Raw genomic sequence first — 13,915 nt, forward strand, 5'->3', positions numbered from 1 at the left:
TGGGCGGAACGCGACGAAGGCGCGACGCCCTTTTCATTGCGCCGATCAGCCACCGACCGCGACCTTTCCGGCCATGTCGACGCTGACCTGCACCCGCTCCGCCTCGCGCGCCAGGGTGATGGTCAGCGGATCGGTGGGCAGGCCGGTGCCGTCGAAGGCGATCTGCTGGCGGCCGTCCTGGCCCACCAGCGCCCGCGTGCCCGTCTTCCAGTTGGCGCTGACGAAGGGCTTTTCCTCCATCGGCACCCATTGGCCGCCCTCGCGGCGCTGGAACCCATAGCCCGAGGCCGAGACCCACACGCCCATCGGGCGCGCGGTGACGACCGCTTCGTCGCGCGCGGCGGCAACGCGCGCGGCAAAGCGGTCGGCATCGTCGACGATCCGGCCGCGCGGATCGGGAATGGCGATCACCACGGCAGCCGAAATGAAGCCGATGATCGTCAGCACGACCATCAGCTCGATCAGCGTGAAGCCATGTTCGGCGGAACGCGAAAAGGACACGAAGCCGTTTCGTGGCGGAGCCGATGCCCCGCCACCGTTCGGGCTGAGCCTGTCGAAGCCCCCTGCCGAGCGGAGCGAGGTAGCTCGTTCCGCTCGGCGCGCGGCATCACATTTCGCTGGAATAAATGTCCGCATTCTCATTCTCGCCGCCCGGCTGGCCGTCGGCGCCCAGCGAGCTGATGTCGAACGCGCCCTTCTTGCCCGGCACGGTGTAGATATAGGCGCGGCCCCACGGGTCCTGCGGCAGCTTCTTGATATAGCCGCCGCGGCGATAGCGCTGCGGCTGCGCCAGCGATGCGGGCGGGTTGAGCAATGCCTGCAGACCGTCCGACGCGGCGGGATAGTTCAGGTTGTCGAGGCGATATTGCTCCAGCGCCTGTTCGATGGTCGAAATGTCGGCCTTGGCCTTCTCGACGCGGGCGGTATCGGTGGCGGGAATGACGTTGATCGCCACGATCGTCGCCAGCAGGCCGATGATGACGATCACGACCATCAGCTCGACCAGCGTGAAGCCGTGTTCGGCGGAACGCCCCACTTCCTGTTCGTCATCCCCGCGCAGGCGGGGATCCATCTCCCCAGCTTGCGCTTTCGGTTCGACGTTGAGAGATGGATTCCCGCCTGCGCGGGAATGACGGAGGGAGAGGATCTTTCGCATATTCTACTCCTTCAAGCCCCTGTCAGGCTTTGCAGCTGCAGGATCGGCAGCAGGATGGACAGGATGATGACGGCGACGATGCCGCCCATCAATATGATGATAATCGGCTCCAGCATGGCGAGCGCGGCCGATGTGAAGGCGTCAAACTCGCGCTCCAGATAATCGGCCGCGCGTTCCAGCATCGTGTCGAGCCGCCCGGCACTCTCGCCGCTCGCCGCCAGATAGACCAGCAACGGGGGAAACACCCCTGCCCGCTTCAACGCCGCCGACAGGCTGCCACCGCCCCGGATCGCCTCGACAATCTCGTCCGACGCCTTGCGCAGCACCCGATTATGCACCGTGTTCGCGGTCAGCGACAGGCCCTCCATCAGCGGCAGCCGGCTCGCCACCATGGTCGAGAGCGTGCGCGCCATCCGCGCGGCATGCAGGTCGCGGATCAGCCGGCCCAGCACCGGCAGGCCCAGCAACATTGCGTCGAAGCGATAGCGGAAGCTGTCGATCTTGAGCGCGCGCCAGAAGCCGAAGGCGCCAAGCCCGATCAGGATCAGCAACAACCACCAATAGCCTGCCAGGAAGGCGGAAATGCCCATCACCATGCGCGTGAGCAGCGGCAATTGCTGGCCCACCGTGTCGAACTGTTCGACCACCTTGGGCACGACGAAGATCATCAGCGCCGCGACCACGAACACGGCGAAGGTCGCCAGCACCGAAGGATAGGCGATGGCGGTCAGCACCTTGGAGCGCATCACCGCCTGCCGCTCCATCAGTTCGGACAGACGCTCCATGATGGTGGGCAGGCTGCCGGAGCTTTCGCCGGCCGAGATCATCGCGCGATAGAGGGCAGGAAAGCTTTTCGGCTCCGCGCCCAGCGCATCGGCTAGCCGCCGTCCCTCCAGCACGCCGGAATGGACCTTGCCCACGATCGCCCGGACATGATCCTGCTCGCTCTGCCGGCTGATCGTGCGCAGCGACTCCTCCAGCGGGCTCACCTGGATCAGGGTCGACAACTGCCGGGTGAAAAGCGTCAGTTCCTTGGCCGACAGCTTGGGCGCGCGCAGCGACAGGCCGGCCCGCTTGCGCGCGACCGACACCGCGCCCGGCTCCAGCCGCACGACGAACAGCTTGCGCGCATCCAGCTTTACCCGCGCCTCGTCCAGGCTGTCCGCCTTGACGCTGCCCTTGCGTTCCTTGCCCGCCGGATCGATCGCGACATAGTCGAAATCAGCCATCGGCAATGGTTTCCACCTCGGTCGCATCGCGGCGCGACACGCGGATCGCTTCCTCGGCCGTGGTCTGGCCGTCGCGCACCAGCGCGCGCGCGGCCGACCCCAGGTTCGGCGCATTGAGGAAGGCATGGCGGGCGATCAGCGACTCGTCGCCGCCATCGTTGATCAGGCGGCGGATCGTGTCGTCGACGCGGATCGCCTCGAACACGCCGATCCGGCCCTTGTAGCCGGTGCCGTTGCATTCGTCGCAGCCGCGCGCCCGGTAGATGATCGTGCCGGGGTCAAAGCCCAGCAGGGCGCTTGCCGACTTGTCGGCCTGCACCGGCTCGCGGCAATGCTGGCACAGCCGCCGCACCAGTCGCTGAGCGACGACGGCGCGCAGCGTGGAGGCGAGCAGGAAGGGTTCGACCCGCATGTCGCGCATACGGGTGATCGCGCCGACCGCGTCATTGGTATGGACGGTGGACAGCACGAGATGGCCGGTCAGCGACGCCTGCACCGCTATCTCGGCGGTCTCGCGGTCGCGGATTTCGCCGACCATGACGACATCGGGGTCCTGGCGCAGGATCGCGCGCAGCCCGGCGGCAAAGGTCAGGCCGACCTTGGCATTGACCTGGGTCTGGCCGACGCCCTCCATCGCATATTCGACCGGGTCTTCGACGGTCAGGATATTGCGGCTACCGTCATTCAGGTTGCGCAGGCCAGCATAGAGCGTCGTCGTCTTGCCCGAACCGGTCGGCCCGGTGACCAGGATGATGCCGTTGGGCTCGCTCAGCCCCTCGCGGAAGATGCGGTCGGGCGCACCGGTCATGCCCAGCAGGTCGAGCGTGATGCCGGCATTTTCCTTGTCTAGGATACGCAGCACCACCCGCTCGCCTGCCCGGCTAGGCAGGGTCGATACGCGCACGTCGAGCAGCTTGCCGCCCAGCGTCAGGCCGATGCGGCCATCCTGCGGCACGCGCCGTTCGGCAATGTCGAGCCGCGCCATCACCTTGATGCGGCTGACCACCACCGGCGCGACATGCGGCGGCATGCGTAGCGTCTCGCGCAGCACGCCATCCACGCGCATCCGCACGATCAGGCCCGTCTCATAGGGTTCGATATGAATGTCCGACACGCCCTGGCGCGCGGCCTCGGCAATGATGCCGTTGATCAGGCGGATCGCCGGCGCGTCGTCCGCGCTGTCGAGCAGATCGTCGGCGGTCGGGATATCTGCGGCCAATATGTCCAGCTCGTCCGCGCCGACGTCGATCGACCCGGCCATGGCGGCAGCGCTGCCCTCCATCGCATAATGATCGGACAGATGCCGGTCGAACTGCGGCGCCTCGACAAAGCGCACGTCGAAGCTGCGGGCGAGATGACGGCGCACCTCCAGCAACACGCGCGGATCGCTGCCCTCGCGCACCGCGATCGACAGTCGCTCGCCATCCTGCGGCAGCATCACCACGCCATGCTTGCGGGCAAAGCCATAGGGGATGTCGACCGGTCGTGGCGGAAGAACCGACGGCATTACCGTCACATGCTCCTGTTCGCTCACTTCTGCTCTCCGCTTGGCGGCAGGTCGACCGGGCGGACGACGCCGCTCGACTGCCGCACCGTGGGTTCGATGACCTGGACCTGTCCCGGTGCCGGCGATGTTGCCGGCGAAGCGGCGCCCGGCGCACTGACCTGCGGCTCGACCAGCATGTCGCCGGGCTGCGGCGCGATCGGGGGCTGCGCACCCATATAGTCGCGCACCAACTCGTCGATGGTCGGCTCGCTGTCGGGGCTGCGCTGCAACTGCATGCCGCGCACATAGCCATAGCGCTGCTGGGTCAGGCGCTGCGCATCTTCCTTGGTGCGCAGGATGGTCGGGCGGATGAAGACCATGAGGTTGGTCTTGGTCCGGCTCTTGCTGCGCGACTTGAACAGCTCGCCAATGCCCGGAATGTCGGACAGCAGCGGTATGCGCTCGATCGTCTTGCGCTCATTATCGTCCAGCAGGCCGCCCAGCGCCAGGATTTCGCCGTCATCGACCGTGACCGTGGTCTCGATCTCGCGCTTGTTGATGATCAGGTCGCTGCTCGAATTGCTGACCGGCCCCGCCACGCTCGACACTTCCTGCTTCAGGAACAGCTTGATCGCGCCGCCGGTGTTGATCTGCGGCTTCACCTCCAGCTTGATGCCGACGTCCTGGCGCTGGACGGTGCGGAACTGGTTGTCGAAATTCTGGCTCAGCGCCTCGCCGGTGGTCACCGGCACCTGCTGGCCGACCAGGATCGAAGCCTTCTGATTGTCCAGCGTCATCACCGACGGCGTGGACAGCAGGTTACTCTCGGTATCCGACTTCACTGCATTGATGATCGCGCCGAAAATGCCGTTCTTGCCGATCTGCGTGCCAAGACCGCCGACGATGCCGGTCGCGCTGGCCAGGCTATCGACCGCCGCCTGGGTCAGGCTGCTGGCCAGATCGCTGTTGGTCTGCGTCTCGGTCGTCGTGGTCGTGCCGTCGGCCGCCACCACCGTCGTCTTGGTGGTGCCCAGCTTGGTCGCGCCATAGGCACCGGCGATGGTGATCAGGCTGGGCGAGGCATTGCTGTAATTGGTCGCGGCAAAGCCGGTCGACGTGCTGCCGAGCAGGAACTGCACGCCCAGCTTCTTGGCCGCCGCATCGCTGATCTCGACGATGATCGCCTCCACCAGCACCTGCTCGCGGCGGGTGTCGATCTGGCGGATGGTCTCGCCCAGCATGCGCTGCACATCGCTGTTCGCCGCGACGATGATCGCATTGGCGCCTTCATAGCGGGTGACGATCGCCGGACCGCGGGTCGAAATGCCGCTGCCGCTCGATCCACTGGAGCCGGCTGCGACCGGCGCCGCCGCCGCACTGGCCGGGGCCGCGCCACCACCAGCGCCGCCGCTGGCGCCGGCCGCCGGCACCGATGAGGTGACGGGGGTGCTGCTCGACTGGCCGATCAGTTGCTGCAACACCGGCAACAGCTTCTCCGCATCGGCATGTTCCAGCCAGTAAACGCGGATTTCCGTGCCGCTCGCCGCCTGCCGGTCCAGCTCGCGCGCCATATTGGCCAGGCGCGTGACGGTATTCACATCGCCGCGAATGGCGATCGCATTGCTGCTGTCGATCGGCACCACGCTGGCGGCCGCCGCCGCGCCATTCTCGCCGCCGCCGCCGCTCTGCACCAGCGCCTGCAGCGATGTCGCGATCTCGCGCGCGCCGGCATTTTTCAGCATCACCATCTGGGTCGAGCTGGTATCGCGGTCGACCCGCGCAATCACCTGGCGGATGCGCGCGACATTGTCGGCATAGTCGGCGACGACGATGCTGTTGCCGGCGCGATTGGCGGTGACCGTGCCTTCCTTGCTGATCAGCGGGCGCAGCGTTTCCAGCACGCTCGCCGCATCGACCGAGCGCAGGCGGAAGACTTCGGTGACGAAGCTGTTGCGGGTCGCCGCCCGGCCCACCGCGCTCGGCTGGCCGGCCGCGCCATCCGCCGGCTGGATGCGATAGGCGCCACCGGGCGCCGGCACCGCGACCAGGCCGTTGGCGCGCAGCGTCGACAGCACGATCTCGAAATATTCCGACTTGGACAGCGGCCGGTCGGTCACCACCGACACCTTGCCCTGCACCCGGTTGTCGATGATGAAGGTGCGGCCGGTGACGCGCGCGGCATCCTGGATGAAGGCGCGAATATCGGCATCGCGCACATTCAGCGTCTGCTGCGCATGGCCGGGAACCGGGGCAGCCAGGACCAGCGCGAGGGCGGCGGAATATTTGAGGATATGTCTGGTCATTGGCCTTGCAATATCAGGTTGATCGGCACTGTGACGGCGCCGCGCTCCACGGTCAGGGACAGGCGTGCGCCGGGCACGATCTGGTTCTGCAATGATGCCAGGTCACCGGCCGATCCGATCGGCTGGCCGTTGATCTGGGTCACGATGTCGCCGGCCTGGAAACCGGCATTTTGAAAGCCCGGCCCCTTGGGGCTCAGCACCAGCCCGGTTACCCGGCCATTCTGGGTGCGCGGGGAAAAGCCGATGTCGCGCTTCACCGCATCGGCGCTCGGCGCATCGCGGCCCGGCACCGGCGAGGGCGGCCCCTCGCCCGGCGCCATACCCCCCTCGGGCGCGCCGCCCAGTCCACCGGCCGGCCCACCGGCCGCCGACGCCGGTTGCGACTGGTCGAGGAACACCTGCTCCTCCGCCCCGCCGCGATCGATGGTCACATGGTCGAACAATACCGCCTTCAGCACCACGCCCGGCATGATCTCGTCCCCCACGGCATAGCTGTTCTGGATGCCGTCGGGCGTCGCCAGGATCGCCGATCCCTGCCCCGTCCCCTCGTTCAGCCGCACGCCATAGAGCGTCAGCGCCAGCGAGGTGACGACGCCATTGCCCGCCTGCGGCGCGCCCGTGCGGAAAAAGGGATCGAAACTGGCGAACAGCGCCTGTCGCGCACTGGCAGAAAGCACCTGCGCCTGACGCCCTTCCCAGGGGCCAAAGGCACCGACCGGCGTCAGCAACACCCATACCAGCCGGGCCAGCTGCAATGCCAGCACTGCCAGCAACAGCTTCTCGACCAGCCCCAGCCAGTCGACCGGCCGCGCATAGCGCCGCCACCCTTGCAACTTGTCGCCGAACGGCACACGCATGAGCCGAAATGTCCCCCTTGGTTCGCCCGCCTGCTAGGCAACTCTTCTTACTGCCAGATGACGTTTATGTTACCATAATATGACAGTGAGCAATGGGGCCGCGACGATGCTTGCATTTCGCAGGGTCAACGATAGCTAGGGCCACGGAAACCGGCCTGTAGCGCCGTCATTCGCGGAAATGCCCATGACCTCGTCCGACCCGATCCTGTCACCGCCCGCCGCACCTGACGCCGATCCGGCCTGGATTGCCAGCCATCCGCGCGTCCAGCGGGTGCCCAGCAAGGATCTCACCCTCTTCATCCAGCGTGATTTCCTGAGTGTTGACGAATGCGCGCAGCTGATCGCGCGGATCGATGCGGACCGTCGCCCCTCGACCATCGCCGACGCCAATGGCGACGGCTATTTCCGCACCAGCGAGACCTGCGACCTCGACCATGGCGACCCGTTCGTCGCCGCCATCAACGCCCGGCTCGACAGCTTCGCCGGCATCGCCACCCAATATGGCGAACCGATCCAAGGCCAGCGCTATGGCGTCGGCCAGGAATTCAAGGCACATACCGATTATTTCGAGCCCAAGGGCGCGGACTATGACAGATTCTGCGCGGTCGCGGGCAACCGCACCTGGACCTTGATGGTCTATCTCAACGAACCGGCCGCCGGTGGCGCCACCCGCTTCACGAAGATCGGCAAGACGGTGCAGCCCGAAACCGGCAAGCTGCTGGCCTGGAACAACCGCATCACCCCGGATCGCTTCAACCCCGCCAGCATCCACCACGGCATGAAGGTCCGCAGCGGCGTCAAGCATGTCATCACCAAATGGTATCGCGAACGCCCCTGGGGGTGAAGCGGTGGCGCCATGACTTGAACGGGCGAGAAGCGGAATGGCGGCTTTTGGGCATGACGATGCTGAAAGCTGACGTTACATAGAAGGCGACAGCGCGGTGGAGATGCGAATGGCGCGACTAAAACACACCATCAAAAACAGCAGTAATCAGCCGCAGTTTGTCAATTTCGAACTCTCTACGCACCGATACCGGCTCGAACCGGGGCAAGAAATGCATTTCTTCTACGAGTCCGATTTCCCTCGAGCTGACGAACCACCGCTTATCACGGATTTTATCGATAATGATGGGATCATAGAAATCGTCATCTGGACTAATTTCGGTTCGGAGGAAGGACCGTTCTTGCAGAATGGCGAGGAAGCGATGACGGATTGGGGGCTACCCGACCGGCCGTAAGCAAGTCTGGAAATTGACCATTCTAACGACAACTTCTGGTCGCTTCCAGACCGTCCTCCCCTGCAAGGGGAGTGCAAGGGACCTTGAACTGGCCGAAGGCCAGACGGAGAGGCGTCTCCCTCTCGATAGGGTGATACCCCTCCACCACTTCGTGGTCCCCATCGGCAGAGTCGCGTGCCTCTGCCGAACCTTTCAGGGGAGGAATTTACAGCCGCTTCTGGTCGTCCTTTTTCGTCATGACTTCGCCATGCTCGCAAGGACGAAAAAGGGCGCCGGACCGGTGGTCGGGCGCCCCTTTCGTGACTTTCGCGCGGTGCTGGCCGTGCGCGGGGTCAGGCTTCGCCGAAGACGCGGGCGAAGATGGTGTCGACCTGCTTGAAGTGATAGTCAAGGTTGAACTTGTCCTCGATTTCCTGCGCGCTCAATGCCTTGGCGACATCTTCGTCGGCCTTGAGCAGTTCGAGCAGCGAGAGCTGGCCGTCGGATTCCCAGACCTTCATCGCGTTGCGCTGGACGTAGCGATAGCTGTCTTCGCGGCTGACGCCGGCTTGCGTCAGGGCCAGCAGCACGCGCTGCGAGTGGACGAGGCCGCCCATCTTGTCGAGATTCTTCATCATCCGCTCGGGGTAGACGAGCAGCTTGTCGATCACGCCGGTCAGGCGGCCGAGCGCGAAGTCGAGGGTGATGGTGGCGTCGGGGCCGATATAGCGCTCGACCGAGGAGTGCGAGATGTCGCGCTCATGCCACAGCGCCACATTTTCCATGGCCGGCAGCGCATAGCTGCGCACCATGCGGGCAAGGCCGGTGAGGTTTTCGGTGAGGACCGGGTTGCGCTTGTGCGGCATGGCCGACGAGCCCTTCTGGCCGGGCGAGAAATATTCCTCGGCCTCCAGCACTTCGGTGCGCTGCAGGTGGCGGACCTCGACGGCAAGGCGCTCGATCGAGGAGGCGATGATGCCGAGCGTCGCGAAGAACATGGCGTGGCGATCGCGCGGGATCACCTGGGTCGAGACCGGCTCGATCGCGAGGCCGAGCTTTTCGGCCACATGTTCCTCGACGCGTGGATCGATATTGGCGAAGGTGCCGACCGCGCCCGAGATGGCGCAGGTGGCGACTTCCTCACGGGCCGCGATCAGGCGGGTCTTGCAGCGCGAAAATTCGGCATAGGCTTCCGCCATCTTGAGGCCGAAGGTGACCGGTTCGGCATGGATGCCGTGGCTGCGGCCGATGGTCGGGGTCAGCTTATGCTCGAAGGCGCGGCGCTTGATGACGTCGAGCAGCTTGTCGAGATCCTCGATCAGCAGGTCGGCGGCGCGAGTCAGCTGCACGGCAAGGCAGGTGTCGAGCACGTCGGAGCTGGTCATGCCCTGGTGCATGAAGCGGGCTTCGTCGCCCACCTGTTCGGCAACCCAGGTCAGGAAGGCGATGACGTCATGCTTGGTGACGGCTTCGATCGCGTCGATCGCGGGCACGTCGATCGCGGGGTTGGTGGCCCACCAGTCCCACAGCGCCTTGGCGGCCGACGGCGGGACGACGCCCAGTTCGCCCAGCTTCTCGGTCGCGTGCGCCTCGATCTCGAACCAGATCTTGAAGCGGGCTTCCGGCTCCCAGAGGGCGGTCATTGCGGGACGGGAATAGCGGGGGACCATGGGCGAATCCTGCGACTGGAGGGTGAATATTGCCGCGCCGCCTAGCAGCCCGCGCCCTTTGGGGCAATTGAGGAGGCTCCCCTGCCCCGCCCGCGCATCATCCGGCCGCAATTATCCAAGCAAAGACAGTCGAACCGAAGCATTTCATAAGTCCAAATGCGTAGATGAACCGATGTTCAGGAACTTTTCCTAGTCTTCATGTATTATGTCATGGCAATTAAGGCATGAAGCCAAAGCAGGCACCCAATGCAGGCCCTGCGCGTTTCAATGATATAAAGGATGTCGCCATGATCCGCACCTTGCTTCTGACGAGCGCCATGCTGGTCGCAGCGCCCGCATTGGCGCAGCAGGCCGCGCCGGCCGATCCGGCAGCACCCGCCAGTTCGACCGCGCAGCCGGCAAACCCGGCCAATTCGGTCGCCGCGATCGTCGAGTCGGAATTCCCGGCCTATGACACGAACAAGGACGGACAGCTGGACCAGGGCGAGTTTTCGCGCTGGATGGTGGCCCTCAAGGATCAGGAGATGAAGGCCACCGGCAAGACGCTGCCGCCAGCCGAAGTAACTGCCTGGGCCAGCGGCGCCTTCACCACTGCCGATGCCGACAAGAGCATATCGGTCAGCAAGCCCGAACTGATCAGCTATCTGAGCGGCAGCGCGGGCGCATAAATATTTCCCTTCCCGTCACGAAGGCAGGGAAAATACAGAACCCCAAGCGGGTCGCACCGGGGCGGCATGTCATAGAACATGCCGCCTCTTTTTTGATGGCGGGTGGCCGCGGGGCCGGGAACAGGCCCCGACCGGCTCAGCGGCGCTTCTTGGTATAAAGCAGGGCGGCGACGATCGCGGCCGAGCCGATGCCCACGGCAGTGCCCATCCACACGGCCTTTCCGGCCGACTTGCGCGCCGCATCGGCGAGATCGGGGGCATTATCCTCTGGCTGAAGGGCTTCTGCGCCGGCGTCCGGCACGCTCTCTTGGTTCTTCTTCATAGTCCCCCTTCTATGCCGCAGCCCGGCGGGACTGAAAAGGGCTGACGTAGCGGCAAGGCCGGAAATTCGCCGTGCCACGCGCACGCCATGACGCCTGGCCCGCCGCCAGCAAAGCCCCGACGCCCTGCCCCTGCGAGCGATTTTCATCAGGGGGTCTTGACTTGCACCGCCCTTCCATGTTGGTAGCGCTATCAATCAACAACCAGGTGCATAGGAGAAGATGATGCCGGGGGATACCGCCTTGCTTGACTGTCTGCCGCATGACTGGCGGACCGGGCTTTTCCTGGGCCGCATCCAGACGAACGCGGGCCCGAGCCCGATCCTGGTGTCGCAGGGCGTCGTTTACGACATGAGCGCGATCGCGCCGACCAGCGCCCAGTTGGTCGAGAAGCTGCCCTTCGTCGCCGCCACCGATGGCGAGAAGATCGGCGATCTGGACGCGATCGAAGCGGCCCTGCTGAGCCCGGTCGACCTGCAATGCGTCAAGGCATGCGGCGTGACCTTTGCCCTGTCGGCGCTGGAGCGCGTGATCGAGGAACGAGCGCGCGGCGATGCCGGCGCTGCTGCCGAAATCCGTGGTCGCCTGGAAGAGCGGGTGGGCGGATCGATCCGCGCCGTGGTGCCGGGCACCGAGGAAGCCGCAGCGCTGAAGGCCGCGCTGATCGAGGACGGCCTGTGGTCGCAATATCTGGAAGTGGCCATCGGCCCGGACGCGGAAGTGTTCACCAAGGCGCCGGTGCTGGCGACGGTCGGCCCGATGGCGGAAATCGGCATCCGGTCCGATTCCACCTGGAACAATCCCGAGCCCGAGGTCGTGCTGCTGGTCAATGCCGATGGCCAGGCCGTGGGCGCGACGCTGGGCAATGACGTCAACCTGCGCGATTTCGAAGGGCGCTCCGCCCTGCTGCTGGGCAAGGCGAAGGACAATAATGCGTCCTGCTCGCTCGGCCCGCTCGTCCGCCTGTTCGACGGCGATTTCACCATCGACGATGTGCGCAATGCCGAAGTCGGCCTGACCATCGAGGGGCCGGAAGGCTATATGCTCGAAGGCACGAGCCGGATGGACCAGATCAGCCGCGATCCGCTGGAACTGGTGCGCCAGACCCTGTCGGAACATCAATATCCCGATGGCTTCGCCCTGTTCCTGGGCACGCTGTTCGCGCCCGTGCAGGACCGTGACGAGGAAGGCCGCGGCTTTACGCACAAGGTCGGTGACATCGTTGCCATCTCCACCCCGCGCCTGGGCAAGCTGATCAATCCGGTGGTGACGTCGAAGGACGCCGCCCCCTGGACCTTCGGCCTGACCGCGCTGATGACCAATCTTGCCGGGCGCGGTCTGCTCTCGGCCGTCGACCAGAAAGAAACTGCATGAGCCGCGCCATCTACCCGAGCCTGAAGGGCAAGCGGGTCTTCATCAGCGGCGGCGGCAGCGGCATCGGCGAAGGGCTGGTCGAAGCCTATGCGATGCAGGGCGCGCATGTCGCCTTCTGCGACATCGCCATCCCCGAGAGCGAGGCCCTGGCCGCACGGCTGAGCGGCTGTGCCTTCACCCCGATCTTCCACGCCTGCGACCTGCGCGACATCGACGCGCTGCAGGCGATGATGGCGCGGGTCGAGGCGGAACTGGGCGGGATCGACATCCTGATCAACAACGCCGCCAATGACGATCGCCACACGATCGAGGACGTGACCCAGGCCTATTGGGACGAGCGGATGGCGGTCAATCTGCGCCACCAGTTCTTCGCGGCGCAGGCGGCGATCCCGGCGATGAAGCGCGCCGGCGGCGGCGTGATCCTGAACTTCGGTTCGATCAGCTGGCACCTGGCCCTGCCCGACCTCATCCTCTACCAGACCGCCAAGGCGGCGATCGAGGGGCTGACGCGCAGCCTGGCCCGCGACCTTGGCCGCGACAATATCCGCGTCAACACCATCATTCCGGGCAATGTGAAGACGCTGCGCCAGGAAAAATGGTACACGCCCGAAGGCGAGGCCGAGATCGTCGCGGCCCAGTGCCTGGACGGCCGCATCCTGCCGGTCGATGTCGCCGCGCTGGCCATGTTCCTGTCGTCGGACGATGCGCGCTATTGCACCGGCCATGACTATTTCATCGACGCCGGCTGGCGCTGAGATGAGCGACGCCGCACCGCGCAGCGTCCTGTCGGTCGGGGCGATGCTGGGCGAAGGGCCGATCTGGGTCGCGCGCGAGGCGGCCTTGTGGTTCGTCGACATCAAGGGCCATGCGATCCACCGCTTCGACCCGGCGCTGGACGTGTCCAAGAGCTGGACCACGCCGGGCCAGGTCGGCTGGATCGTGCCGACCGACGACGGGCTGTTCGCGGTCGGCCTGCAATCGGGCGTGCATCGCTTCGATCCGAAGAGCGGCGCCTTCACCCTGCTCCACGCGCCCGAGGCGCATCGGCCGGGCAACCGGCTGAACGACGCCACGGTGGCGCCTGGCGGCGCCCTGTGGTTCGGATCGATGGACGATGCCGAGGAAGAGGAAAGCGGTCGCTTCTATCGACTGCATCGCGGCGACCTGGTCGAGAGCGGGCTGGCCGCCGTGTCGATCACCAACGGCCCTGCCCTCTCGCCCGACGGGCGCATCCTCTATCATACTGACACGCTGGGCCGCGCCATCTGGCAATGTCCGGTCGATGCCGATGGCGTCGCCGGCGCCGCCACCCTGTTCACGCGGATCGAGGATGGCGCGGGCTATCCCGACGGCCCCACGGTCGATGCCGAAGGCTGTCTGTGGACCGGGCTGTTCGGCGGATGGGCGGTGCGCCGCTATGACCCGGCCGGGCGGTTGATGCGCGAAATACGCTTTCCCGTCGCCAACATCACAAAGATCGCCTTTGGCGGCCCGGTCCTGATGACGGCCTATGCCACGACGGCGCGCAAGGGACTGGATGTGACAGCGTTGACAGAACAGCCCCTGGCAGGCGATCTGTTCGCCTTCGACGCCGGCGTCGCGGGGCTGCCCGGCCATGTCGCCACGATATAGAAG

Annotated in this window: 14 protein-coding genes; 6 read left to right on the forward strand and 8 right to left on the reverse strand. The window is 65.6% G+C overall.

What is annotated here, in order from left to right; all coding sequences use genetic code 11:
* Positions 1-45: 45 nt before the first annotated feature.
* The 6 genes from N6H05_RS21160 to N6H05_RS21185 form a co-directional block, all read right to left on the reverse strand.
* The gene (locus tag N6H05_RS21160) at positions 46-453 is read right to left on the reverse strand and encodes a GspH/FimT family pseudopilin (RefSeq protein WP_048937266.1); all 408 of its coding nucleotides are present in this window, start codon (positions 451-453) and stop codon (positions 46-48) included.
* A 154-nt stretch (positions 454-607) separates the two neighbouring features.
* Positions 608-1,072: a type II secretion system major pseudopilin GspG gene (gene gspG / locus N6H05_RS21165; RefSeq protein WP_284111556.1), complete on the reverse strand. Its 465-nt coding sequence runs from the start codon at positions 1,070-1,072 to the stop codon at positions 608-610.
* A gap of 95 nt (positions 1,073-1,167) precedes the next feature.
* On the reverse strand, positions 1,168-2,385 hold the full coding sequence (gspF, locus tag N6H05_RS21170) for a type II secretion system inner membrane protein GspF (RefSeq protein WP_004207447.1): 1,218 nt from the start codon (positions 2,383-2,385) through the stop codon (positions 1,168-1,170).
* A complete protein-coding gene (gspE, locus tag N6H05_RS21175) occupies positions 2,378-3,892 on the reverse strand; it encodes a type II secretion system ATPase GspE (protein WP_010336568.1) in 1,515 nt (504 codons plus the stop codon). Before gspE ends, gspF begins: the two co-directional genes overlap by 8 nt.
* Before the next feature lie 23 nt (positions 3,893-3,915).
* Positions 3,916-6,174 (reverse strand): type II secretion system secretin GspD, encoded by a 2,259-nt coding sequence (gspD, locus tag N6H05_RS21180; protein WP_284111558.1) that lies wholly within the window; start codon positions 6,172-6,174, stop codon positions 3,916-3,918.
* Positions 6,171-7,031: a type II secretion system protein N gene (locus N6H05_RS21185; protein ID WP_284111559.1), complete on the reverse strand. Its 861-nt coding sequence runs from the start codon at positions 7,029-7,031 to the stop codon at positions 6,171-6,173. Before N6H05_RS21185 ends, gspD begins: the two co-directional genes overlap by 4 nt.
* 184 nt (positions 7,032-7,215) lie before the next feature.
* On the opposite strand from N6H05_RS21185, the gene N6H05_RS21190 reads away from it, so the two are divergent.
* Together N6H05_RS21190 and N6H05_RS21195 are read left to right on the forward strand one after the other, a co-directional pair.
* Positions 7,216-7,875 (forward strand): prolyl hydroxylase family protein, encoded by a 660-nt coding sequence (locus N6H05_RS21190; RefSeq protein ID WP_284111560.1) that lies wholly within the window; start codon positions 7,216-7,218, stop codon positions 7,873-7,875.
* A gap of 109 nt (positions 7,876-7,984) precedes the next feature.
* On the forward strand, positions 7,985-8,269 hold the full coding sequence (locus tag N6H05_RS21195; protein ID WP_284111561.1) for a hypothetical protein: 285 nt from the start codon (positions 7,985-7,987) through the stop codon (positions 8,267-8,269).
* 332 nt (positions 8,270-8,601) lie between these two features.
* Here the strand turns inward: N6H05_RS21195 and purB are convergent, their stop codons facing one another.
* Positions 8,602-9,918 (reverse strand): adenylosuccinate lyase, encoded by a 1,317-nt coding sequence (gene purB, locus N6H05_RS21200; RefSeq protein WP_284111562.1) that lies wholly within the window; start codon positions 9,916-9,918, stop codon positions 8,602-8,604.
* A gap of 287 nt (positions 9,919-10,205) precedes the next feature.
* On the opposite strand from purB, the gene N6H05_RS21205 reads away from it, so the two are divergent.
* Positions 10,206-10,586 (forward strand): EF-hand domain-containing protein, encoded by a 381-nt coding sequence (locus N6H05_RS21205; protein WP_284111563.1) that lies wholly within the window; start codon positions 10,206-10,208, stop codon positions 10,584-10,586.
* A 136-nt stretch (positions 10,587-10,722) separates the two neighbouring features.
* Here the strand turns inward: N6H05_RS21205 and N6H05_RS21210 are convergent, their stop codons facing one another.
* Positions 10,723-10,908: a hypothetical protein gene (locus tag N6H05_RS21210; protein WP_004211421.1), complete on the reverse strand. Its 186-nt coding sequence runs from the start codon at positions 10,906-10,908 to the stop codon at positions 10,723-10,725.
* A gap of 223 nt (positions 10,909-11,131) precedes the next feature.
* Here N6H05_RS21210 and N6H05_RS21215 point away from each other — a divergent pair, with 223 nt between their 5' ends.
* The 3 genes from N6H05_RS21215 to N6H05_RS21225 are packed head-to-tail and all read left to right on the forward strand — an operon-like array spanning position 11,132 to position 13,912.
* A complete protein-coding gene (locus N6H05_RS21215) occupies positions 11,132-12,280 on the forward strand; it encodes a fumarylacetoacetate hydrolase family protein (protein WP_063976189.1) in 1,149 nt (382 codons plus the stop codon).
* On the forward strand, positions 12,277-13,035 hold the full coding sequence (gene xylB / locus N6H05_RS21220) for a D-xylose 1-dehydrogenase (protein WP_048937366.1): 759 nt from the start codon (positions 12,277-12,279) through the stop codon (positions 13,033-13,035). Before N6H05_RS21215 ends, xylB begins: the two co-directional genes overlap by 4 nt.
* Position 13,036: 1 nt before the next feature.
* Entirely contained in the window at positions 13,037-13,912 is an 876-nt protein-coding gene (locus N6H05_RS21225) for an SMP-30/gluconolactonase/LRE family protein (RefSeq protein ID WP_284111564.1), read from the forward strand.
* Positions 13,913-13,915: the final 3 nt, after the last annotated feature.

The sequence above is a fragment of the Sphingobium sp. WTD-1 genome (genome assembly GCF_030128825.1).
Lineage (GTDB): Bacteria > Pseudomonadota > Alphaproteobacteria > Sphingomonadales > Sphingomonadaceae > Sphingobium.